This is a genomic window from Niallia circulans NBRC 13626, assembly GCF_001591585.1.
Taxonomy (GTDB): domain Bacteria; phylum Bacillota; class Bacilli; order Bacillales; family Cytobacillaceae; genus Niallia; species Niallia circulans.
Genome location: NZ_BCVE01000004.1, coordinates 1 through 24,319, shown reverse-complemented (window position 1 = coordinate 24,319; position 24,319 = coordinate 1). Strand labels below are relative to the sequence as shown.

Below are 24,319 nucleotides of genomic sequence, written 5' to 3'. Positions count from 1 at the left end.
CTTAAGCTTCTTTTTTGATGAAGAGCGATAAATTGCAGCATTCGGAGGGAAGTGGTGTTCATAAAAGGAATGAAAGCCAAAAAGTAGAGCGGGAAAAAGAAAAGTGGCATTCATTAAAAGGATGAAAGCCCAAAAAACAAAAACATTCAGAAAAGCAGTGTTCATAAAGGGAATGAAAGCCAAAAAGTAGGGCGGGAAAAAGAAAAGTGGCGTTCATTAAGAGGATGAAAGCAAAAAAACAAAAACATTCGGAAAAGTAGTGATCATAAAGGTAATGAAAGTCAGAAAGAAGAAGGTAAAAGAGAAAAGTGGCGATCATCAAAAGAATGAAAGCAAAAAACAGAAGCATCCGGGGAAGGTGGTGTTCATCAAGCAAAAGAAAGCGAAAACAACCTCATTACTCACTAAAAAACAAAAATAAACGTAAGCGTAACAGAGATATACATCATATTCTTTCTCTTTTGATAGGAATAGTCTTTAAAAAAAATAAATAAAAACAAATAAACTATTTCAAAAATAAACAAACATATTATATAATGTATTTGGGGTATAAAAAAACAATTTGTGAAGGGAGAAATATTAATGGTACAGAATTTATGGAATAATGAAAAGGCTTCTCAGTTAAATAAGGGATTAGAAGAACTTGTATATCGTTCTAACTTAATTGGGACAGATCGAGCAGTATGTAATTGGGGTGGCGGTAATACTTCTATGAAAACAACCGAAAAGGATTTCCGTGGAAGAGACATAGAAGTAATGTGGGTAAAAGGAAGTGGTTCAGATTTAGCAACAATGAAAGCGCATAATTTTACTGGTCTAAAGCTAGAGGATATAAAACCGTTAATGGAAAGAGAAGAAATGTCAGATGAGGAAATGGTTGCTTATCTATCTCATTGTATGATTGATAGTTCTCATCCAAGGGCATCTATTGAAACTTTATTACACGCATTTTTACCGTATAAACATGTAGATCATACACATCCCGATGCCATTATTAGTATTTGCTGTGCTGATAATGGAAAACAAATTGCCGAAGAAATATATGGGAATCGTTTCGTTTGGGTTCCGTATATTCGTCCTGGATTCACCTTATCTAAAATGATTGCAGAAGGGGTGAAGAATAATCCAAATGCAGAATTAGTATTAATGGAGAAACATGGTCTTGTTGTTTGGGGAGAAACTGCCGAAGAAAGCTATAACAAAACAATTGCGATTATTAACGAAGCGGAAAACTATATTCATAATAAAATAGAAGAGGAGCAAGTATTTGGCGGAGAACAATATCCTGCTTTAAATGAAGAAGAGGCAGAAGAAATTTTAAGCCAAGTAATGCCAGTAATCCGCGGTGCGGTTAGTGGAGAAAAACAAATGCTGTTAACCTACGATAGAGGGGCTGATGTGCTTCAATTTGTAAATAGTAAGGATGCCCAAACCTTATCACAAATTGGTGCAGCATGCCCAGATCATCTTGTACATACGAAAAGACAGCCTTTATATATTGAATGGAATCCGACAACGAAAGATATTGCTAGTTTAAAAGAAAAAATTAAATCAGGTGTAGCAGAATTTAAAAAAGAATATACATCGTATTTTGATAGAAACAAAGAGACTGGAGATCAAATTTCTGAAACTGCTCCGCGTGTTATTCTAATACCTGGCATTGGGATGGTTAATACTGGGAAGACACTAGCTATGGCAGAAGTAAGCGGTGCTTTATACCGCCGTGCAATTTCTGTTATGAAGGGAGCTACAGCCTTAGGTAATTTCGTCTCGTTGAATGAAAATGAATCATTTAAAATAGAGTATTGGCCACTAGAATTGTATAAATTATCCCTTGCCCCGAAAGAAGCTGAATTCTCTCGTAAAGTCGCATTTGTTACAGGTGGAGCTGGCGGGATAGGCAGTGAAACATGTCGACTATTTGCAGAGCAAGGGGCACATGTTGTTATTGCAGATCTTAATATAGAAGGTGCCGAAAAGGTTGCAGCAGAAATAAATGAGAAGTATGGTTCCGTGAGAGCATTAGCCGTTAAGATGGATGTCACGAAAGAAGATGCGGTGAAAGAAGCATACAAGAAAACAGCTCTTACCTTTGGAGGGGTGGATATCATCGTCAATAATGCTGGTCTTGCTACCTCTAGCCCATTTGACGAAACGTCTCTACAAGAATGGAATTTAAACTTAAATGTTCTTGGTACAGGGTATTTTCTAGTTGCAAGAGAAGCGTTCAAACAAATGAAGGAACAAGGACTAGGTGGAAGTATGGTCTTCATTGGTTCTAAAAACTCTGTCTACGCAGGGAAGAATGTTACGGCCTATAGTTCGGTAAAAGCAATGGAAGCGCATCTTGCACGATGTATTGCAGCAGAGGGAGGAGAATTCGGTATACGTGTTAATACTGTCTTACCTGATGCCGTATTACAAGGATCCGCTATTTGGGGCTCTAAGTGGCGCGAAGAGCGAGCAGCTAACTATGGAATTGAACCAGATCAATTAGAAGAACATTATAAAAAACGGACCACTTTATTGGTAAATATTTTTCCAAAGGATATAGCGGAAGCGATTTGTTATTTCTCTTCCTCCAAAGCGGAGAAAACTACTGGATGCATGCTGACAGTAGATGGAGGAGTTCCAGCAGCTTTTACTAGATAATATTGGTTGGATTATTATCCTAATTTGTTCTTTTGAGAGGCTCAAAGAGATAAAGATAAGCATAAAAGAAGTGTGATTTCCATGAAAATCACACTTCTTTTTAATGTTAAATAAGGTAATATATGTTAAAATATTCATGGATGTTTATTAAACTAACGGATAAAAATTGCTTAAAAGTTGTTTTGTATTAAGACGAGGGAAATGAGGACATCTCTTTGAAATAGTAACTAACGAATGACTAAAATATTTTTCTAGCTAATACCAACAATTAATGGAAGGTCAATTTGATTAAGTGGACATACCATTTGTGATGTTTCTCCTATTAGTCCTCTAAAGCCAGGGAATATTATATTTACAAAGGGGAGTAGGCGTTTATGAAAAGAATATTTTATAGTATCCTAATTCTTTTTCTATTAAGTGCATGTTCAAAAGGAGGGGGAATGAAAACGGAAGAGGAAATAGTCGATACAAATAATGTGAAGATTCCTAGTACCATTTTTTATTCTGACAAACAAAATAGTGTCATTGATGAAGAAGAAATGAAATCAAGCATAAAAACATACTTAGACACCCATGAAGAATTATATCTTGCTAGTTCCCCTTTTCAAGAGATAATAGATGAAGAAAAAGAATTAACGAAAAGTGATTTAGAGAAGTTAAAGCAAATTAACAGGCTTACAAGAGAAAATGATGAAAACTTTTTAAACTATATCTCACAAAATACATTACCCCAAGGTTATCAAGAAGAATCCGAAAGAATAAGTAGATATATTATAAGTTTAAATGAGATGCTAAATGAATTAGATACAGTGCTCGACCAACTTACAGACGACCTGAATGAAGATGTCATTCCTACAGTAAACATGGCCTCTTTAAATAAAAGAAGTAATGTAGTAAACGGAAGAGAACAGAAAAAAATAGAAGAGTTTTTGGAAAATAAAAATATCAAGACTAAAGCATTTAGACAGGAGCAATAAGAAAACAGCAGATTAGAAATGGAAAGAGGGCTATCCTTTAAAATAGAATGGCAATACAGATAAAGCAGCTTAGCTTCTTTTATAGGGAGAGCTGCTTTATGTATGCACGGTTTACAGTTGAACTTTCTGTGTGCTAGCGTTAATTCCTCCCCACCTTATTTATCAAAAAATATGTACTTTTCCTCGGAATAGTTGCTAAACCATTCTGTACCTCTCATAATAATCAAAGATAGTTAAATTAGGAGGCTGACCTTCTTGGATCATGTTTTAATGGAACAATTAAGGAAGTTAACAGAGGAAGAAATAAGCATTGTTCAGCAAAAACAAGGGGTAATGAAAGACATCTATACCAGTCAAAGTAATTTTATAATAGAAAGTGAAAAGTTTTTGCGTAATGATAAAATGATAGCGGTTAGAAAGCATACACGTTTTATTGATTTTCCTAAACATAAGCATAATTATATTGAGATTAATTATGTCGTAAATGGTCAGTTGAAGCAGAAAGTCGGGAATGATGAAATCGTGCTGAAAAGAGGAGAACTCCTATTTTTAAATCAGCACATAGAACATGAAATAGAGGCATGTGATAAGGAAGATATCGTCGTTAATTTCATCATTCAGCCGCCATTTTTTCAATTTATATTTCAATATTTACATGAAGAAAATAAGCTGACAGATTTTTTAATTAGTAGTTTATTTAAACATAAAGAGAGTGGTCAGTATTTATATTACAAGGTTTCAGAGGTCATAGAAATCCAGGATATAATTGGGAAACTATTAAAAGAAGAAAGTAATAATTCCATTTTATCTGAATCGACGATGAAGCTTTATATGGGATTATTAATGATTGAACTGATAAAAAATACTGATAAGATTCAACAAAATGAAGGAGTAACACAAGATCAGTATGTAGTCATAGAGGCTTTGACTTACATTGAAGAGCACTATCAGCTAGGGACACTGAATGAACTTGCTGGACACCTTCACCAATCAACGTCTTCATTAAGTAAAAATATTAAGAAAGCAACAGGCTATACTTTTAAGGAATTGCTGCAGGAAAAGCGACTGAGCGAAGCAAAGAATCTATTAGAGACAACTGATCTTCCGATTAAGAGAATTGTAGAAGAAGTAGGGTATGATAATATAAGTTATTTCTATCGGATATTTAAAGAAAAATATGGCATGACGCCAAAAGCGTTTCGATTGAAACTAGCAAAATAGTAATTTGCTAGTTTTTTCTTTGTAATCTGATTCCTTTTATAAAACAATGAACGAGATATGGAAAATAAGGACAATAAAAAAGAAAAGTGCGTTATTTTATTTAAAAATGAAACCCGTTACAATATCTTTAAGAAAACGTTTTCTAATTCCTTTTCAAGGAGAGGTGTAAATGATTAGATATACACTGGCAGTAGATATTGGGGCCTCAAGTGGTAGGCTTATTCTCGGGTCTGTTCAATTAGAAAAATTAGAACTGAAAGAAATTCACCGGTTCGACAATAAGATGATCAAAAAAGGACAGCATTATTGTTGGGATATAGATATGATATTTTCGGAAATAAAAAAAGGAATTAAAAAATGTAATGACATAGGAATTACTCCTGAAAGTATTGGTATCGATACATGGGCAGTAGATTTTGTATTACTAGATGAAAAGGGGGAACTTTTAACAGATGCTGTTGCTTATAGGGACGATCGAACGGATGGCATGATGGAAGAAGTATTCCAGAAAATAATGAAAGAAAGATTGTATTTAGAAACGGGAATTCAATTCCAAAAATTTAATACTATTTATCAGTTATATTCGTTAAAAAAGACACAGCCAGAAGTATTCGCACAAGCGAAAACCTTTTTAATGATACCTGATTATTTACACTATTTATTATCAGGTATTGCAGTGAATGAATACACCAATGCTACTTCGACACAGTTATTAAATGCTTTCACCAAAAAATGGGATAAAACGATACTTGATACATTAGAGATCAATAAAGAAATATTCCAAGAAATTAAAAAGCCAAATACGATTCTTGGGAATTTAAGACCAGAATTAGTGGAAGAGTTTGGCTTTGATATGAAAGTGATTTTGCCAGCGACTCATGATACAGGTTCAGCAGTAATTTCAGTTCCAGCTTTTAACGATACAATCTATATCAGTTCAGGGACATGGTCATTGATTGGGGTGGAAAATAGATTTCCAATTTGTGTGACAAAGGCTTTAGATTATAACTTTACTAATGAAGGAGGAATTGATTATCGCTATCGTTTCTTAAAAAATATTATGGGACTATGGATGATACAGGAAGTCAGACGCAATTATAATAACCAATACTCTTTTGCCAAGTTTGTTGAATTAGCAAAAGAGGCACAAGGTTTTTCAAGTATTGTAAATGTAAATGATAATCGTTTTCTAAAGCCTGACAATATGGTAGAAGAAATTCAGAACTATTGTCTAGAAACAGGACAGCAAGTTCCGACAACACCTGGAGAAATAGCGAAATGTGTTTATGATAGTTTAGTAGATAGCTATGTTACAGCGATAAATGAGATAGAAGAAATTTTTGAAAAAACTTTTCCGAGTATTAATATTATTGGCGGCGGCTGTCAGAATGAAATGCTAAACCAGCTACTTGCAGAAGCGTCTCAGAAGGATGTATATGCTGGACCGATAGAAGCGACAGCAATTGGGAATATTGTTTCTCAATTCATCGCATTAGGAGAAATAGATAGTTTATCAGAGGCTAGACAAATGATAAAGCAATCATTTGAGATAAAAGCATATAAAGCTGCGGAAGATGTAATCAAATAAAAGGAGGATACAATCATGTCGGTTAAAGAAAATTTTGATCTAGCAAAAAAACAATATGAGCAATGGGGAGTAAATGTAGAAGAAGCATTAGAAAAGCTAAAGAATATTCCGATTTCCATCCACTGCTGGCAAGGGGATGACATTGCTGGATTTGAAGTAAATCAAAGAGAATTATCTGGTGGTATTGATGTAACTGGGAATTATCCTGGGAAAGCAACGAATCCGGAGGAATTAAGAAGCGATTTAGAGAAGGCGCTCTCGCTTATTCCTGGTAGACATCGCGTGAATCTCCATGCTATTTATGCAGAAACCAATGGGCTAGCCGTAGAAAGAGATGAGTTAGAGCCAAAGCATTTTGAAAATTGGGTGCAATGGGCAAAAGAAAATGGTTTAGGGCTGGATTTTAATCCGACTTTATTCTCCCATGAAAAAGCAGCTGATGGATTAACGTTAGCTCATCCAGATCAAGAAATTCGTGATTTTTGGATTCAGCATTGTATTGCTAGTCGGAAAATTGCTGAATATTTCGGGAAAGAGCTCGGAACACCGGCATTAACGAATATATGGATACCGGATGGCTACAAAGACATTCCAAGCGACCGTTTAACCCCAAGAAAAAGATTAAAGGATTCCTTAGATAAAATTTATGCTGTAGAAACAGATGAACGCTATAACTTAGATGCAGTAGAAAGCAAGGTTTTTGGAATTGGTTCGGAATCTTATGTAGTAGGTTCCCATGAATTTTACTTAGGCTATGCCTTGAAAAATAATAAATTATGCCTCATGGATACAGGCCATTATCATCCAACCGAGACTGTTTCGAATAAAATTTCTTCCATGCTTTTATTTAGCGATAAATTGGCATTACATGTATCTCGGCCAGTAAGATGGGACAGTGACCATGTTGTTATTTTAGATGATGAACTGAAAGAAATTGCTGTTGAAATAGTACGTAATGATGCATTGGATAAAGTAATTATAGGTCTTGATTTCTTTGATGCAAGCATTAACCGAGTAGCAGCATGGACAATTGGTACAAGAAATATGATTAAAGCTCTTTTAAATGCATTATTGCTTCCAAATGATAAATTAAAACAATTACAAGAGGAAGGAAATTTCACAGAGAGATTGGCATTAATGGAAGAATTTAAAACATATCCATTTGGGGCAATATGGGATTACTATTGTGAACAAATGGATGTACCAGTGCGTGAATCTTGGCTGAGTGAAGTGAAAGTGTATGAGGAAGAAGTTCTTTCCAAAAGATAAAATATAAAGGAATCGCTCTCACCATGAGAGTGGTTTTTTTATGGTTTAAAGATGGAATTGCATGTTGGATACTTGTTTTTTCTTTTCACTGTAAATGTTTCCATGTATAATGATACATACAGTTTTTTCCTTTGGAGGTGTGGTTTTTGAAGCGGTTACTGTATGTATATATGTTTGTTTTTATATTATTTGGTATTTATTTTTATTATTCTCATTTGTATAATGCTTTAGATGATAATAACGGTATGAAAAGAGAGCGCTTACAAGGTGCAGTTAATGACGAGTACGTGATGGTAACCTTTCTGGCAGGGATGGATTACTGGAAGTCGGCATTAAAGGGATTTGAGGACGCAGCTAATGAATGGAATGTGTCTGTTGCTTATAGAGGGGGAACACAATATGACCTGCATGAGCAAATTACTATATTAGAGCAAGTGATTGCCAAGAAGCCTGCAGGGATTGCTCTTTCTGCCATAAATCCAAATAATCTAAATACTACCATTGATAAAGCTGTGGAGATGGGGATTCCAGTTGTTTTGTTCGATTCTGATGCACCATTAAGCAAAGCATCAGCCTTTTTAGGCACTAACAATTATGAAGCGGGTGTAAAGGCAGCAGGTAAGCTGGCATCTCTTATAAATAAAAAGGGAAAAGTAGCCGTTATTACGCTGCCAGATCAGTTAAACCATCAAGAAAGAACAAAAGGGTTTGTGGAAACCATTAAATCAAACTATCCGAATATAGAAGTGGTGCAAGTCCGAAACGGAGAAGGCGATCAACTGAAATCGGAAAAAATAGCAAAAGAGATAATAAAAAAATATCCAGATATTAAAGGGATATTTGTAACAGAAGCGAATGGGGGAGTCGGGGTAGCAGATGCAGCAAAAGATAACAAGGAGATAAATGTAAAGATTATCAGCTTTGATGTAGACAGAAAGACATTAGATAACATAGAAAATGGAACTATATCTGCAACCATTGCTCAGGGGACATGGAATATGGGCTATTGGTCCATGCAGTTTCTCTTTAAACTGCATCAGAAGGACATCATTAGCGACCCTCATGGCCTGCCTCCTTATGTGGATACAGGAATTACCATTGTTACAAAGGATAATGTGAAAGAATATTATGCCGAATATACAAAGTAAGGAAGAAAGGTTTAGATAAATGTTCGCGAAATTAGGGAAAGTTAATGATTTTTCACTAAGAGATAAATTGATTGCTTTGTTTTTACTAATTAGTATTATCCCAGCCATTGGTCTAGGCTTATTAGTCGGTGTAACAGTGGAAAAAATTTTAGGAGAACAGGCAACAAAAAATACCTTGCAATTAATCAATCAAGTAAATACGACATTAGAGTCGTCCATAACGAATGTACAAAATGTAAGTTATCTCATTTCGATGGATGCACAAATTAAGACGTTTTTTTCCTCAGATCGAAAGGAAGGAAACGAGACGGATCAAAGTTATTCCATTCGCCAAAAAATGCAAGGGTTTACATCCTTATATCCAGAAATTGCAGGAATCCTATTAATCAATAAGGAAGGAAAATATATTAGTAATGAACTTTATGCAGAGGATAGAGTGGATTTGACAAAGGAGGAATGGTATAAAGAGGCAGTCCGGAATAAGGGGATCTTTAAAATTATTGGGAAGCCTGAAAAGCGTCATATTATCAGTCAAATTAATTACAAGGATGAAGATGTGGTGACTGTAGTGAGGGCAATTGTCGATAGAGATACACAAGAAATAACCGGTGTCTTATTAATCGATTTAAAGTTAAGAGTCATTGGAGAAGCGATGAATAATGTCCATATTGGATTATCGGGATTTTTAACTGTAATAGATGAAAATGGCAAAGAGATTTATTCTACTTCTAATAGTGAAGCACTCGAGATTCCAGAAACGATTTTATTAGAAGACGATTGGGGGGCTTATAAAAAGGTAGTAGATGGAGAGAAGATGGAGTTTATTTATCAAAGAACCCCTTTTTCCAATTGGACTACAGTTGGGATATTTCATTCGGATGAATCAGTAGCAGAAGTAAAAGAAATTCAATTGTATTTGTTCTTTTTTGTATTTTTTCTGTGTTTTGCCGGTATAACGGTGTCTTATTATTTTTCTCATTCAATTTCCAATCCGATCATTGAATTAATGACGATGATGAGAAAAATTGAAGATGGCCAGATGGAAATCCGTTATAAGGGGAAACGAAAAGATGAGATTGGCAGACTTGGAAAAACATTTAATCATATGATTACAAAGATTAATAGTTTAATAACATTAACAGAAATGCAAGAAAAACAAAAGAGAGAAGCAGAATTAAGAAGCCTGCAAGCACATATAAAGCCACATTTTCTATACAATACATTAGATACTATTAATTGGATGGCAAGAAAGCATGGGGCAAAAGATGTTGCAGAGGTAGTTGCATCATTATCTTCCTTTTTCAGAATTGGTTTAAGTAAGGGCAATGATATGATTCCCTTAAAAGACGAAATGAAGCATATTCAAAGTTATCTTATGATTCAAAAGGCAAGATATCAGGAGAAATTAAGTTATGAAATTATATATGATTCTAATTTGACAGAAGTAACAATCCTTAAGTTGGTCCTTCAGCCTATAGTGGAGAATGCCATTTATCACGGAATAAAAGAAAGAAGAGGACCTGGAAACATAAACATCTCTGCTATTCAAGAAAATGCGTGCTTACTTTTAAAAGTAACGGATGATGGAAAAGGCATGGAAGAGGAGGAGTTACATGCACTAAGAGAAAAACTAAATACGCTTGTGATCTTAAAAAAGGAAAGGAAGGAACAGATAAATTTTGGCTATGGCATGATGAATGTACAAGCAAGAATTAAACTTACATATGGAGACGCGTATGGTCTAGCAATTGATAGTGAGCATGATAAAGGAACAACAGTAACGATAAAACTTCCCATGAATCTAGAGGAAAAGAAGGAGTGAGAATGGATGGATAAACAAATATGGAATGTGTTAATTGCTGATGATGAACCTATTATTCGGGAAGGGATACGGAATGCCATTGATTGGTCTGCACTTCAGATGAATGTTATAGCGGAAGCGGAGGATGGGGAAGAGGCGATAGAGCTTTCGCTGATGCATTCTGTCGACATCCTCCTTATAGATATAAATATGCCAATTGTAAATGGACTAATGGTGATTAAACAGGTAAAAGCAAAGCTGCCAGACTGCCAAATTATTATTATAACGGGTTATGATGAATTTAAGTATGCCCAAGAAGCCGTTCGATTAAATGTATTCGATTATTTATTAAAACCTATCGATCCAGATCATCTAATGGGATTGTTAAATAAGATTAAAATGGAGTTAGTAGAAGTAAATAAAAAAAGGGCTTTACTGGACAGAACATCCGAACAATTCACTAAAAATCTGCCGACCTTACAACATAATTTCTTCCGTGAATGGTTAGGGGGCAAATTAACGAATGAGGAAATAAAGGAACAATTAGCTTTTTACTATTTAAATACAAGTATACCTAAACAACTAGTAGTTATTTCTTGTTTAGAATTTCTCGAAAACAAGCCTATTTTAAGTGAAAAGGAAAAAGGAGAGATTCAAGAATCGTTAAAATATCATATTCTCTTATTCTTACAACACAAGGAAATAGGTTATTTTCATGATGAATCAGGACTGATTGTCCTAATTATCTGGCAAACTATCACTAATGAGGTGGCTTTACAGTTGGAGGAATCTATCAGAAAAGAACTAAAAATGTCTATTGCCACCTATATAAATAACAATGAAGTGGATTACAAACATCTCTTTTCCTTATATAAAATCTGTAAAGAAATGATCCAACAGGAAATGAATATTTCACCTATTGTGAGAAGAGCAAAGAGTATTATTGACCATCAATATGCGGATTCTTCCCTTTCACTTGAAAAAGTTGCGATCACTTTACAGGTATCTCCTGTTTATTTAAGCAGACTAATGAAGCAGGAATTAAAAGTAAGTTTCGTCCAGCTCCTTACAACGAAACGAATGAAACAGGCAATATATTTACTTCAATCAACAGATTATCCAATTATCACAATATCTCAGCTAGTCGGATATGAAACGCAGCATTATTTTAGTACAGCATTTAAAAAGATTATGGGTGTTTCCCCTAATAAATATCGCAGAAATATTATGGAGGAAACAAATAATATACAGTGAAGGAGTAGAGGCCATGAAAAAGGGGCTTCTTTTTTTATGAAATAAGACTAAACGCAGCTCGGGAAAATAGGTGGGAGATCAACTGTCCGTATAGCCAATTATTCAACTAATGATCAGTAGAGGGATAGAGAAGACAACATAGATATTATTTTCTTAATTAAAATGAAAGCGTTTTAATTTAAGTTAAAAAAGTATAAAAATAGTAAATTATTTGAAAAGACCATACTTGAGGCAGATGCTATAGTAAGTTTAGTCAAAATAAAAGCTTAAGACAAATGTAGAAAGGGGGAAGTTTGTTTGTGTAAAAAAGTGTTTACATTTATTGCTGTCATTGTACTAACATTTATTACTGCTGCATGTGGAGTTGAAAAAACTTCTGGAGAGTCAAAAGGGTTTATTGGTATTTCCATGCCTACCAAATCATCAGAAAGATGGGTAAATGATGGAGAAAATATGAAAAAACTGTTTGAAGAACTTGGCTTTAAAACAGATTTACAATATGCAGAGGATGTGATTGAGAATCAAACAGCACAAATTGAAAATATGATTACAAAAGGTGTAGATATTCTTGTCATTGCCCCCATCGATGACCGATCCGGATTAACAGGCGTTCTAGAGAGAGCACATAAGGATGGCATAAAAATTATTTCGTATGACCGTTTAATACAGCACAGTGAATATGTAGATTATTATGCAACATTCGATAATTTTAAAGTAGGAGAGCTGCAGGGTCAATATATTGAGGAGAAGTTAGGATTAAAAGATTCTGAAGGGCCATTTAATATAGAAATTTTTGCCGGATCTCCAGATGATAACAATGCATACTTTTTCTTCGATGGAGCAATGTCAGTCCTTCAGCCATATATAGATTCTGGCAAACTAGTCGTAAGAAGTAAGCAGACAAAATTTAGTCAAGGAGCGACACTCCGCTGGGATGGAGCATTAGCTCAAGCCAGAATGGATAATTTATTAAGTGCTCATTATTCCTCTGAACAGATAGATGCCGTCTTGTCTCCCTATGATGGGATTAGTATTGGGGTTATCTCGTCATTAAGGGGTGTTGGCTATGGAAGCAAAGATAAACCGATGCCGATTATAACAGGACAAGATGCAGAGCTTGCTTCTATTAAAGCAATTATAAATGGAAGACAAACGCAAACCATTTTCAAAGATACACGAGAATTAGCTAAGAAAGCAGTGGAAATGGCAAGGGCTTTACTCAATGGAGAGGAAGCAGAAGTAAATGATACGGAAACATATAACAACGGAAAAAAAGTAGTTCCTGCTTATCTTTTGAAACCGGTTTCTGTGGATGTAGAAAATTATGAAGCTGAATTAGTCGATACGAATTATTATACGAAAGAGCAGCTGGGGCAGTAATAGTAAAAAAAATAGAGGTGGTGAAGGACATGGCAAATATAATTCTTGAAATGCAAAATATTACGAAGGAGTTCCCAGGGGTTAAAGCTTTAGATGATGTTAATTTAAAGGTTAAGCAAGGAGAAATACACGCCCTTTGTGGGGAAAATGGTGCTGGTAAATCAACTTTAATGAAGGTATTGAGCGGAGTTTATCCACATGGTACTTATTCTGGAGATATTTTCTTTCATAATGAGGTTTGCACATTTAAAGACATCAAACAAAGTGAAGAGCTAGGAATCGTAATTATCCATCAAGAGCTTGCATTAGTGTCGGAATTGACGATAGCAGAAAACCTCTTTTTAGGAAATGAAATCGTTAACAAAGGCGTTATTGATTGGAATAAAACAATTTTGCGTACAAGGGAATTGCTTAAAAAAGTCGGATTAAGTGAATCACCAAATACAAAGGTAAGTGATATTGGAGTAGGTAAACAACAATTAGTAGAAATCGCAAAAGCTTTATCAAAGGATGTTAAGCTGCTTATTTTAGATGAACCAACAGCTTCTTTAAATGAGAATGACAGCGAAAACTTACTAAATTTATTATTAGAACTTAAAAAACAAGGAATGTCTGCCATCATTATATCTCATAAACTGAACGAAATTGAAAAGGTTGCCGATTCTATCACCATTTTAAGAGATGGAAAAACGATTGAGACATTGGATGTAAAGAATGATCAGGTGGATGAAAACAGAATTATCAAAGGAATGGTAGGAAGAGATCTTACCAATCGTTATCCAGAGCGAATTCCCCATATTGGAGAGGTTGTTTTTGAGGTAAAAGACTGGAATGTTTACCATCCAAAGCATATGGATAGGAAAGTAATCGATAATGTCTCCTTAACGATTAGAAGGGGAGAGATTGTCGGGATTGCTGGATTAATGGGAGCTGGACGTACCGAATTAGCAATGAGCTTATTTGGAAGAGCATATGGAAAGAATATCAATGGAAAAATAATAAAAAATGGGAAAGAAGTGCAATTCAAAGATGTAACTGCAGCAATAAATAATGGACTAGCCTATGTTTCGGAAGATAGAAAAGGTAATGGTTTAATTTTAATGGAAGACATTAAACAGAATATTACGCTTGCAACGCTTGACCGTATTTCTAAACATGCTGTGTTAGATAAGAATCAAGAGATAAAGGTTGCAGAAGAATATCGGCAGAAATTCAGAATAAAAACACCAAGCATCTTTCAAAAAGCTGGAAATCTGAGCGGCGGTAATCAACAGAAAATCGTATTAAGTAAATGGGTATTTTCAGAGCCAGATATCTTAATTTTAGATGAACCTACTAGAGGAATAGACGTTGGTTCTAAATATGAAATTTATACAATCATTAATGATCTTGTCAATGAGGGAAAAAGTATTCTGATGATTTCGTCTGAATTACCAGAGCTATTAGGGATGTGTGACCGTATTTATGTAATGAATGAAGGGCGCATAACAGGAGAAGTTCTTAAAGAAGAAGCAAATCAAGAGAAATTAATGAAATATATGACCAAAAGTAAAGTAAGGGGGTAAGCGAACAATGCAGCCACAAATAAAACCAAATCCAGTAGGTTCACAAAAAAACAAATCACTTTTTCATGTTAATTTCCGTCAATATAGTATGATTATCGCTTTAGTATTCATTATGGTATTGTTTCAAATTATTACGGATGGTTTATTACTAAAACCCTTAAATATTACAAACTTAATCTTACAAAATAGCTATATATTAGTTCTGGCAGTTGGAATGTTACTTGTTATCGTCACGGGACATATTGATTTATCGGTAGGATCGATTGCCGCATTTGTTGGCGCCATCTCTGCCATTATGATGGTAAATTATGAAATGTCTCCATTTTTAGCAATCGTCATTTCTTTAGTATTAGGTGCTGTTATCGGAGCATGGCAAGGTTTTTGGATTGCGTATGTCCGTATTCCAGCATTTATAGTCACACTAGCAGGAATGCTCCTATTTAGAGGGTTGACGATGATTGTATTAGAAGGGAAATCGATTGCTCCTTTTCCTGAATCCTTTCAGAAAATCAGCTCTGGATTTATTCCTGATATAAGTGGAGGATCATTGCATCTATTAACGATTTTAATTGGTGCTGTTTTATCTATCATCATCATTTTCCTTCAATTAAAAAACAGAAGGAATCAATTAAAACATCAATTTGATGTTCAACCATTTGGGCTGTTTGTATCGAAGTTAGTAGGAATGATTTTAATTTTGAATATCTTTACCTTTGTTCTCGCAACCTATGAGGGCATCCCCAATATTTTAATTGTATTAGGTATTCTGATTGTTATCTATACATTTGTAACAAACAAAACAAAAGCAGGAAGACATATTTATGCAATTGGAGGAAATGAGAAGGCGGCTTTGCTTTCTGGGATTAAAACGAAAAAGATGACATTTATGGTGTTTGTTAATATGGGAGTACTTTCTGCATTGTCTGGTCTCTTATTCGCTGCACGTTTGAATGCGGCTACTCCAAAAGCTGGTAATCTTTTTGAACTTGATGCCATTGCAGCTTGTTTCATCGGTGGAGCTTCTGCATATGGGGGCATTGGAACCATACCTGGAGCAATTATTGGTGGTTTGGTAATGGGAATCATGAATAATGGAATGTCACTAATGGGACTTGGCATTGACTGGCAGCAAGGAATTAAAGGGCTTGTACTTTTAGCAGCTGTAGCCTTTGATATTTATAATAAAAACAAAGCACAATAGTTTGATGGAAGGGATGGAGTAAGGATTATCTTATTTCATCCTTTTTTTATGGAAGGGCTTCTTATTAAAACGAAAAATATGCTATAGTAATAAACATATATCAACTTAATCCCAAGAAAACAAAAATGGAGGGAGAACTTCGAAAGTGCTTGTAGCAGAAAGACGTAGAAAAATTGTGGAGCTTGTGAATGAAAGATTAAGTATACGCGTATCAGAATTAAGTGAAATTTTTTCGGTAACGGAGGAAACGATTAGAAGAGATTTAGAAAAATTAGAGCAGGATAAGCTTTTGATGAGAAGTCATGGAGGGGCAGTGAGTATTGAAAAAGAACCTAGCGATACTCCTTTCATGGAGAGAGAGGTTACGAACGCAGAGCAAAAGAGAGCAATAGCCCGAGAAGCGGTAAAGCGCATACAGCCTGGAGAACAAATCATCTTGGATGGTAGTACCACTGCCTGGTATATGGCGTCACAATTACCTGATATGCCTTTAACTGTGATTACTAATTCTATTAAAGTAGCTTTGGAATTAAGTAAGAAGGAACAAATTAAAGTAATATCAACAGGTGGAATGCTTTTGTCGAAATCATTATCTTATGTAGGACCACTGGCTGAACGTTCCCTTGAACAATATTATGTTAGTAAGTTGTTTCTATCATGCAAAGGAGTAGATGTGCAAAGTGGTCTAAGTGATGCTAATGAATGGCAGGCATTATTAAAGAAGCAGATGATGAATATAACATCAGAGGTTACTCTTCTTGTTGATTCAAGCAAATTCGGAGTAAAGACATTTGCTCATATTGCCAATCTAGATCAAATACAATATGTTATTACAGATGAACGTATTCCGGAAGAATATGAAAATTGGTTTCAAGAAAAAAATATCTCTTTTCAGGTCGTTCCATCATAAAATAATCTGTTCAAGCTTACGGGCGGAAAATGAAGAAAGATAGCACCAATATTTTTGAAAATATATTGGTGCTATCTTTTTTTATTTGGAGAGAAAGTGATTTTAAAAAAACAAAAGAAAACAAAAATATTTCGCAGTAAATACGCATAGTTAAACTGTTTTTACTTTTGAATATATTGACTTATTTTTGTTTAAGTCGTAAAATAAGGATGTGAAAATCAAGATTAGCAGATTAAGGGAGTGAAGAGAAATGGTTGCGATTATGCAAAAGCAAAATATTTTAGATGCTCCATTTATTAAAGAAATGTGTGAAGCAACATTTAATATGTGGAATATGGGCTGGGATGAACGGAATGGAGGAAATATCAGTTATCTTTTAGAAGAAGAGTTAGTGGAACAATATTTGGATACTGGCAAAATTATTCGGTCTATCCCTCTAAAGTTTCCAGTGTCAGAATTGGCAGGGAAGTATTTTATTGTAACAGGCTCTGGGAAGTATTTTAAAAATGTGAAAAAAGATCCTGCAAATACACTTGGTGTTTTAAAAATAGATAAGAGTGGAGAAAAAGTGCATATACTATGGGGATTTGCAGATGGGTCGAATCCTACAAGTGAGTTACCCTCCCATTTTATGAGCCATATTGCACGTTTACGAGTAGACCCTAATCATCGGATTATCATGCATAACCATGCCACAAATATACTTGCAATGACATTTATGCATGATTTAGATGAAGCAAGTTTTACAAAAACACTATGGCAAATGTGTACCGAATGTATTGTTGTTTTTCCGGATGCAATCGGGATTCTGCCTTGGATGGTTCCTGGAACAGATGAAATTGGAGAAAAAACAGCAGTGAAAATGAGAGAGCATCGTTTAGTTGTTTGGCCACATCATGGAATATTTGGTGCCGGATCCACAATGGATGAAACATTCGGGCTGATTGAAACAGCAGAAAAAGCAGCACAAATTTATACGATTATTGGGGATGCTTCAAAGATTAAGCAAACCATTACGGACCAGCAGTTACAAGACTTAGCAGATGCTTTTCAAGTAGTACCTAGAGAAGGCGTATTACATCTATAAAAGAGTCAGGGCAAATCGCTCTTTCTTTATAAATAATTATGTGAATTATTGAACAAACAAAAGGAGGCAAATCAAATGTGTGCACATGTATTTTATGTTCCAAGTACAAATTTAATGGGAAGAGGCTGCTTGCGGGAAGTGTTGATGACAATTTACATGTTTATTCTTGCAACCAACATATATGAAAAACCGCTGGACAGTTAGCTAAAGTCTTAGATTAGAAACGATTGGAGTAAAAATAATAAAGGATGTCTTAAAGAGTTTAACTAACTATTTAAGACATCCTTATCTTATTCTACGACCCGCTTCAAGCCAATGCTAGCTAATGCCGTGTGTAAATTGGCACATGTGGTAATTTTGCTAAAGTCGATTCCTAATGAAATAATTGTTTGAGCAATTTCTGGTCTAATACCAGAAACGATGGATTTAACACCAATTAGGTCTAAGGCATGAACGACTTTAAATAAATTGTCTGCCACCATTGTATCGACGATTGGCACCCCTGAAATATCCAAAATGAGATATTCGATTTTTAAATTGGCAGATTCCTGCAACGCAACTTCTAAAATTAATTGAGACCGCTGTGTATCAATTTCCCCAATAAGAGGAATGATGGCCGTTTCTTTTGCTATTGGAACAACTGGAACAGACAGCTCTTCTAAAGCGGTATAAGCAAGCTTCATAATCTGCGTGTTATGCTCTTCATAAATATGCCCTATGTAAGCACTAATTTCATCGAGTATAGGATCAATAATCTTGCCAACATCCAACATGGTAATCGGCGCGAAAGATTTCTGTTCTAATTCCTCTGTGAATACGTCCCAGATTACATTTCGGTAAATCGATAAGGAACGCAGAGCAGATTGTAAGGGAATATGGTTCTTTACAAAGGCTTTCCCAGTTTTATCCGACCAATACTCAATTCCTTCCGAATCTTTCTTATCTTTTAACGCTTCAGCTAAGATAAAGAAAAGCTTAGCATTCCATTTATGCATATCTTCTTCAGCATATGGGAGAGAAAAATTAGATGTCTGCTGTTGTAAAAATTGTGAAAGCAGCCTATTTGTATTTTCAGCAAGGATGTCCTTGTTTTCTATGATTTTGTTCCCAATATAAGCTAATTCATCCTTCAAAATGCTCACTCCTAGTTTAAATCTATTAATAGTATACATGTTCCTACATTATATGTGGAGTAAATGAGCTTTTCCACCAGTGATAAATTAATAATTTCTCAGAAAAAAAGAATGGAGTTTAAGCTTTCTATGTCTTAATTAGCCCTTTCCTTCTACTTAATTTTTTCTGTTCTTTCTGTAAAGATAATGATCAACCGTTTTACATTTCTATTTAGCATTATCTATATCAATGTTTTTTATCTATACAAGAAAGAGAATATTATTGATTAATTAAATTAAATTCTAAAAATTATAGGGATATCTTATCAAAAAAAGCAGTAAATGACCAATGGTTTTTAAGGAATTGACAAAAATCCTTCTTTTTATGGAATACAGAAAAAAGAGCGGAAAATGTAAGGAAGTTTATACGGACAAGTTAGGGGTAGGAACTAATTGGGTTTAGGACAAAGAGGTTTTGAAAACGCATTACTAATCAGTTGACAACTTGTATATACATGTTATGATGAAAGAGAATAAAAATCATTAGTCTTGTTCAAATGCCGAATCATATCGAAGTAACATTTGCTATAATGTCAAACCGATTCGTATGCCTTTTGAGGAAGTACTAGTAATTAAATAGGAAGTAAAAAAACGTAAATATTAACTGTATTGTTTTTTTACAGACAGGAAAAAGAATATAATTTTCACATCGGTGGTGTATATAGATGAAACAAGAATGGTGGCAAAAGGCAGTTGTGTATCAAATTTATCCGAAGAGTTTTCAAGATACAACAGGAAACGGAGTAGGAGATATTCAAGGGATTATTAAAAGATTAGATTATTTAAAAGAATTAGGGGTAGATGTATTGTGGTTAACACCTATTTATACTTCTCCTCAAAAGGATAATGGCTATGATATTAGTGATTATTATTCCATTCATCATGAATATGGAACGATGGAAGATTTTGATCAGCTATTAAAGGAAGCCCATCAAAAAGGTCTGAAAGTTATTATGGATATCGTTGTTAACCATACTTCAACGGAACATGAATGGTTTAAACAAGCAGCATCTTCTAAAGATAACCCATATCGTGATTTTTATATTTGGAAAGATGGAAAAGAAGATGGCAGTGAACCAACGAATTGGCAATCTAAATTTGGCGGAAATGCATGGCAGTATGATGAAAAAACAGGCCAGTATTATTTACACCTTTTTGATGTAACGCAAGCTGATTTAAATTGGGAAAATGAGAAGCTTCGTAATGAAGTGTATAAAATGATGCAATTTTGGTTTGAAAAAGGTGTAGATGGTTTCCGTCTTGATGTCATTAATTTGATTTCAAAAAATCAAGATTTCCCAGATGATGACGGTTCCGCAGCGCCTGGAGATGGAAGGAAATTTTATACAGATGGACCTCGTGTGCATGAGTTTATCCATGAAATGAATCAAGAAGTATTTTCCAAATATGACAGTATGACAGTTGGAGAAATGTCTTCTACAACACTAGAGCATTGCGTTAAATATACAAAGCCTGAGCGAAATGAGTTAAGTATGACTTTTAATTTCCACCATCTAAAGGTTGATTATCCCGACGGAGAGAAGTGGGAAATTGGCGAAATGGATTTTCAGGCTCTGAAACAAATTTTATCTAAATGGCAAGTTGGTATGAATGAAGGGGGAGGATGGAATGCCCTTTTCTGGTGTAACCATGATCAGCCACGTATTGTTTCCCGTTATGGGAATGATGGGGAATTCCATAAGGAATCTGCAAAAATGCTTGCTACTACCATCCACATGATGCAAGGCACTCCTTATATTTACCAAGGAGAAGAATTTGGCATGACAGATCCTAAATTTACTTCGATTGATCAGTATAGAGATGTGGAATCTTTGAATATGTATAATATTTTACAAGCAAACGGTAAATCAGAAGAAGAAATTCTTGAAATTTTGCGCAGAAAATCTCGTGATAACTCTCGTACACCTGTTCAGTGGAACGGTGAGAAAAATGCTGGATTTACGGATGGAACGCCATGGATTGAAACGGCTCGAAATTATCGAGAGCTAAATGCAGAAAATGCATTAAAGGATAAAGAGTCTATTTTCTATCACTATCAAAAACTTATCCAGCTGCGGAAAGAATACAATATCATTACAGACGGAGATTATGAACTACTTGCTCCTGAAGATGATAAAATATTTGCCTATTTACGCAGTACAGATAAAGAGAAATTATTAGTCGTTAATAATTTCTATGAAGATGAAGTGACATTTACTTTACCAGAACACATTGATTGGACAGGATTAACGGGTACTATTCTTCTATCTAATTATCCTGATTCCGATTCCATGAGAGAAAGTATAAAGCTAAGAGCATATGAGTCTATTGTCTATTATATAAAGTAATAATATTTCGTGCAGATATAGGCTTTTAGAAATATTATTTATTAGATTTATGGGAAAATTTTTGTTATTAAGTTAAAATAGGAAGTGAATCTTTTATTGGAGGGTGCTACCTTGTTTAAAAATCTATTTAAGAGAAATAAGGAAGAAAAAACGAATACGACTCAAACTTATATTCAACCATTAGAAGGAAAGCTATTAAGCATTACAGAAGTTCCAGATCCAGTATTTGCGCAAAAAATGATGGGAGACGGCATAGCGGTTGATCCATCCAATGGCGTATTAGTTGCTCCAGCAGACGGACAAATTATGAATGTGTTTCCAACAAAGCATGCAGTAAGCATGACTGATAACAATGGAAAAGAAATCTTAATTCATGTTGGATTAGATACAGTTAGTTTAAAAGGGGAAGGGTTTACTTCTTTTGTTAAAGATGGAGATAAAGTAAAACAAGGACAAAAATTAATGGAAATTGATTTTGATGCAATTAAAACAAAGGTTCCTTCCATCATTACACCAATGGTATTTACTAACCTTGAAGAGAATGAAAAAGTGATAGTAGAAGGTAATGAGATTAGAATAGGATAAAGCTATGAGGTAAATTTGCCTTATAGCTTTTTTATTCAGAAAAGGGATAAACACAGCCTACAGGTAAAACTGTAGGATTTTTTATATGTGTTTGAAATTCCCCCTTATCCAGAAAAAATTATAATTTCTCCTCTTTCTTTAGATATAAATTTATAAAAAGTATTTTTTTGTCTTCGCTACAGTAATAAGCGTAAAGAACAATAATATCCTCCAAAAAAGGGACAGTCTTATAAGTTTCTCCTCCAAATTACTCAAAAATGCGCCTATATCTTACTAAACCTAAGGAAACAACCTATGCATCATTAGTAGCCTGTACATATAATGGCATGAAAATACTAAGAGAAGAGGTGAAAGAATGAAAGTTGTAATTTTATGTGGGGGCAAAGGAATGAGAATGAGAGGCTTAACAGAGAATATACCAAAAGCCTTAGCTGATGTTAATGGGAAGCCGATTATATGGCATATTATGAAGCATTATAGTGAATATGGTCATCAAGAGTTCATTTTGCCAGTGGGCTATAAAGGAGACCAGATAAAAGATTACTTTGTTAATTCAGCCTGGAGAAACAATAATATACAAATTGATTTAGCAAACAATCAATATACCATTCTAGAAAAAACAGAGCCATGGACAATAACTTGTATAGATACTGGTCAAGATACAATGACTGGAGCACGAATTAAACAGTTAGAACCATATATGGATGATGATATCTTTCTATTAACCTACGGGGATGGTTTGTCTGATATTGATTTAGATAAACTTATTGCCTTTCACAAAGAAAAAGGAAAAGCAGTTACACTTACAGGCATCAAAAAAAATAATCAATATGGAGTACTTGATATAGAAGATGGAATTGCTAATCGCTTTTCCGAAAAGCCGATTTTAGATGACTGGATTAATGGGGGATTTTTTGTTTGTAATAAGGAGTTCTTTCAGTATCTATCAGCCCAGCCAGATTGTGTGTTAGAGGAAGAGCCATTAAGAAAGTTAATTGAAAAGAGAGAACTTGCTGTCTATTTGCATGAAGGAACATGGATATCTATTGATACGCCAAAGGATTTGGAAGACGCAAGAAAGATTTGGAAAAAAGAACAATAGATATAAGGGAGAGAGAGGATTGCCATGAAATGGCTAAAAAGAAATATCATATCAGACTTTTTAAAAGCATTGTCGAGTAATGAGAAACAAGAAAAGTCAGCCACGTTAAATATTCAACTATTTTCAAAAGAGATTTCGGTGAAGTTTCACATTGATAATTTAGTTGACGTCGTAAATGGTGCTAAAAAAAATAATAAGGTGTTAGCTTTACCTTCTCCAAAGAAAGAGATTACATCAGAAAATAATGCGGATGCAAAAAGTAGTATAATTTGTGAAACGAATAATAGTTCTCCAAGAAGTAAGGAGAAATTAGCGCAAGAAGAAGCATTATCTCAAGAAAAGGTCCAAGAAGAAGCATTATTTCAAGAAAAGGCCCAAGAAGAAGCATTACCTCAAGAAAAGGCCCAAGAAGAAGCATTATCTCAAGAAAAAGCGCAAGAAGAGGTATTAGCGAAGGAAAAAGCGAAACAAGCAGCATTAGTGAAGGAAAAAGCGAAACAAGCAGCATTAGTGAAGGAAAAAGCGAAACAAGCAGCATTAGTGAAGGAAAAAGCGAAACAAGCAGCATTAGTGAAGGAGAAAGCGAAACAAGCGGCATTAGCGAAGGAGAAAGCGAAACAAGTAGCATTAGCAAAGGAAAAAACGAAACAAGGAGCATTAGCCCAAGTAAAAGTAATAGAAGAAGCCTTAGCGAAGGAAAAAGCGAAACAAGCAGCATTAGCAAAGGAGAAAGCGAAACAAGCGGCATTAGTAAAGGAACAAGCAAAACAAGCAGCATTGGCGAAGAAAAAAGCGAAACAAGCAGCATTAATAAAGGAAAAAGCGAAACAAGCAGCATTAGCCCAAGAAAAAGCAAAGCAAGCCGCACTAGCGAAGGAAAAAGCAAAGCAAGAAAAGCTAGCTCAAGAAAAAGCAAAACAAGAAGCATTAGCAAAGGAAAAAGCAAAGCAAGAAGAGCTAGCTCAAGAAAAAGCAAAACAAGAAGCATTAGCAAAGGAAAAAGCAAAACAAGAAGCATTAGCAAAGGAAAAAGCAAAACAAGAAGCATTAGCAAAGGAA

The 24,319-nt window shown here is 34.7% G+C and carries 18 protein-coding genes and 1 pseudogene; 18 read left to right on the top strand and 1 reads right to left on the bottom strand.

Annotated elements, in window-relative coordinates:
* Nucleotides 1-582 precede the first annotated feature (582 nt).
* From BCI01S_RS06130 to BCI01S_RS26155, 14 genes are all read left to right on the top strand, one after another.
* Nucleotides 583-2,652 (top strand): bifunctional aldolase/short-chain dehydrogenase, encoded by a 2,070-nt coding sequence (locus BCI01S_RS06130; protein ID WP_061797341.1) that lies wholly within the window; start codon nt 583-585, stop codon nt 2,650-2,652.
* Between the two features lie 374 nt (nt 2,653-3,026).
* The gene (locus BCI01S_RS06125; protein WP_047942379.1) at nt 3,027-3,629 is read left to right on the top strand and encodes an NDxxF motif lipoprotein; all 603 of its coding nucleotides are present in this window, start codon (nt 3,027-3,029) and stop codon (nt 3,627-3,629) included.
* A 255-nt stretch (nt 3,630-3,884) separates the two neighbouring features.
* On the top strand, nt 3,885-4,850 hold the full coding sequence (locus BCI01S_RS06120) for an AraC family transcriptional regulator (protein WP_061797339.1): 966 nt from the start codon (nt 3,885-3,887) through the stop codon (nt 4,848-4,850).
* Between the two features lie 169 nt (nt 4,851-5,019).
* A complete protein-coding gene (rhaB, locus tag BCI01S_RS06115) occupies nt 5,020-6,438 on the top strand; it encodes a rhamnulokinase (protein ID WP_172885226.1) in 1,419 nt (472 codons plus the stop codon).
* A gap of 15 nt (nt 6,439-6,453) precedes the next feature.
* The gene (gene rhaA, locus BCI01S_RS06110) at nt 6,454-7,707 is read left to right on the top strand and encodes an L-rhamnose isomerase (RefSeq protein ID WP_061797337.1); all 1,254 of its coding nucleotides are present in this window, start codon (nt 6,454-6,456) and stop codon (nt 7,705-7,707) included.
* Nucleotides 7,708-7,853: 146 nt separating this feature from the next.
* Nucleotides 7,854-8,855 (top strand): substrate-binding domain-containing protein, encoded by a 1,002-nt coding sequence (locus BCI01S_RS06105; protein WP_061797334.1) that lies wholly within the window; start codon nt 7,854-7,856, stop codon nt 8,853-8,855.
* A gap of 19 nt (nt 8,856-8,874) precedes the next feature.
* Nucleotides 8,875-10,677: a cache domain-containing sensor histidine kinase gene (locus tag BCI01S_RS06100; RefSeq protein WP_061797330.1), complete on the top strand. Its 1,803-nt coding sequence runs from the start codon at nt 8,875-8,877 to the stop codon at nt 10,675-10,677.
* A 6-nt stretch (nt 10,678-10,683) separates the two neighbouring features.
* Nucleotides 10,684-11,910 (top strand): response regulator transcription factor, encoded by a 1,227-nt coding sequence (locus tag BCI01S_RS06095; protein ID WP_047942375.1) that lies wholly within the window; start codon nt 10,684-10,686, stop codon nt 11,908-11,910.
* 330 nt (nt 11,911-12,240) lie between these two features.
* Nucleotides 12,241-13,290 carry a multiple monosaccharide ABC transporter substrate-binding protein gene (gene chvE / locus BCI01S_RS06090; RefSeq protein ID WP_235844463.1) on the top strand — a complete coding sequence of 350 codons (1,050 nt, stop codon included), beginning with the start codon at nt 12,241-12,243 and terminating at the stop codon, nt 13,288-13,290.
* Between the two features lie 29 nt (nt 13,291-13,319).
* Complete coding sequence (gene mmsA / locus BCI01S_RS06085; RefSeq protein ID WP_047942373.1) at nt 13,320-14,855, top strand: multiple monosaccharide ABC transporter ATP-binding protein; 1,536 nt, start codon at nt 13,320-13,322, stop codon at nt 14,853-14,855.
* An 88-nt stretch (nt 14,856-14,943) separates the two neighbouring features.
* Nucleotides 14,944-16,056: a multiple monosaccharide ABC transporter permease gene (mmsB, locus tag BCI01S_RS06080; protein ID WP_235844462.1), complete on the top strand. Its 1,113-nt coding sequence runs from the start codon at nt 14,944-14,946 to the stop codon at nt 16,054-16,056.
* 145 nt (nt 16,057-16,201) lie between these two features.
* Nucleotides 16,202-16,966 (top strand): DeoR/GlpR family DNA-binding transcription regulator, encoded by a 765-nt coding sequence (locus BCI01S_RS06075; protein WP_047942371.1) that lies wholly within the window; start codon nt 16,202-16,204, stop codon nt 16,964-16,966.
* 250 nt (nt 16,967-17,216) lie between these two features.
* Nucleotides 17,217-18,053, top strand: a complete 837-nt coding sequence (gene rhaD / locus BCI01S_RS06070; protein ID WP_047942370.1) for a rhamnulose-1-phosphate aldolase — start codon at nt 17,217-17,219, stop codon at nt 18,051-18,053.
* A 75-nt stretch (nt 18,054-18,128) separates the two neighbouring features.
* The gene (locus BCI01S_RS26155; protein WP_141232318.1) at nt 18,129-18,257 is read left to right on the top strand and encodes an iron-containing alcohol dehydrogenase; all 129 of its coding nucleotides are present in this window, start codon (nt 18,129-18,131) and stop codon (nt 18,255-18,257) included.
* Nucleotides 18,258-18,343: 86 nt separating this feature from the next.
* On the opposite strand, the gene BCI01S_RS06065 is transcribed toward BCI01S_RS26155, so the two are convergent.
* Entirely contained in the window at nt 18,344-19,186 is an 843-nt protein-coding gene (locus BCI01S_RS06065) for an STAS domain-containing protein (protein WP_047942369.1), read from the bottom strand.
* Between the two features lie 704 nt (nt 19,187-19,890).
* Here BCI01S_RS06065 and treC point away from each other — a divergent pair.
* The 4 genes and pseudogenes from treC to BCI01S_RS06045 all read left to right on the top strand — a co-directional run.
* On the top strand, nt 19,891-21,573 hold the full coding sequence (gene treC, locus BCI01S_RS06060) for an alpha,alpha-phosphotrehalase (protein WP_047942368.1): 1,683 nt from the start codon (nt 19,891-19,893) through the stop codon (nt 21,571-21,573).
* 111 nt (nt 21,574-21,684) lie between these two features.
* Nucleotides 21,685-22,158: a PTS sugar transporter subunit IIA gene (locus BCI01S_RS06055; RefSeq protein WP_047942367.1), complete on the top strand. Its 474-nt coding sequence runs from the start codon at nt 21,685-21,687 to the stop codon at nt 22,156-22,158.
* A 355-nt stretch (nt 22,159-22,513) separates the two neighbouring features.
* Nucleotides 22,514-23,260, top strand: coding sequence for a sugar phosphate nucleotidyltransferase (locus tag BCI01S_RS06050; protein WP_047942366.1), 747 nt, complete (start codon nt 22,514-22,516; stop codon nt 23,258-23,260).
* 24 nt (nt 23,261-23,284) lie between these two features.
* Nucleotides 23,285-24,319 (top strand): annotated as a pseudogene (locus tag BCI01S_RS06045) (hypothetical protein); the annotation flags it as partial.

Coding starts and splice junctions, on each gene's coding strand:
- BCI01S_RS06130 (WP_061797341.1), top strand. CDS start 583: ATGGTACAGAATTTATGGAATAATGAAAAGGCTTCTCAGTTAAATAAG.
- BCI01S_RS06125 (WP_047942379.1), top strand. CDS start 3,027: ATGAAAAGAATATTTTATAGTATCCTAATTCTTTTTCTATTAAGTGCA.
- rhaB (WP_172885226.1), top strand. CDS start 5,020: ATGATTAGATATACACTGGCAGTAGATATTGGGGCCTCAAGTGGTAGG.
- rhaA (WP_061797337.1), top strand. CDS start 6,454: ATGTCGGTTAAAGAAAATTTTGATCTAGCAAAAAAACAATATGAGCAA.
- BCI01S_RS06100 (WP_061797330.1), top strand. CDS start 8,875: ATGTTCGCGAAATTAGGGAAAGTTAATGATTTTTCACTAAGAGATAAA.
- BCI01S_RS06095 (WP_047942375.1), top strand. CDS start 10,684: ATGGATAAACAAATATGGAATGTGTTAATTGCTGATGATGAACCTATT.
- mmsA (WP_047942373.1), top strand. CDS start 13,320: ATGGCAAATATAATTCTTGAAATGCAAAATATTACGAAGGAGTTCCCA.
- mmsB (WP_235844462.1), top strand. CDS start 14,944: ATGATTATCGCTTTAGTATTCATTATGGTATTGTTTCAAATTATTACG.
- rhaD (WP_047942370.1), top strand. CDS start 17,217: ATGGTTGCGATTATGCAAAAGCAAAATATTTTAGATGCTCCATTTATT.
- BCI01S_RS26155 (WP_141232318.1), top strand. CDS start 18,129: ATGTGTGCACATGTATTTTATGTTCCAAGTACAAATTTAATGGGAAGA.
- treC (WP_047942368.1), top strand. CDS start 19,891: ATGAAACAAGAATGGTGGCAAAAGGCAGTTGTGTATCAAATTTATCCG.
- BCI01S_RS06050 (WP_047942366.1), top strand. CDS start 22,514: ATGAAAGTTGTAATTTTATGTGGGGGCAAAGGAATGAGAATGAGAGGC.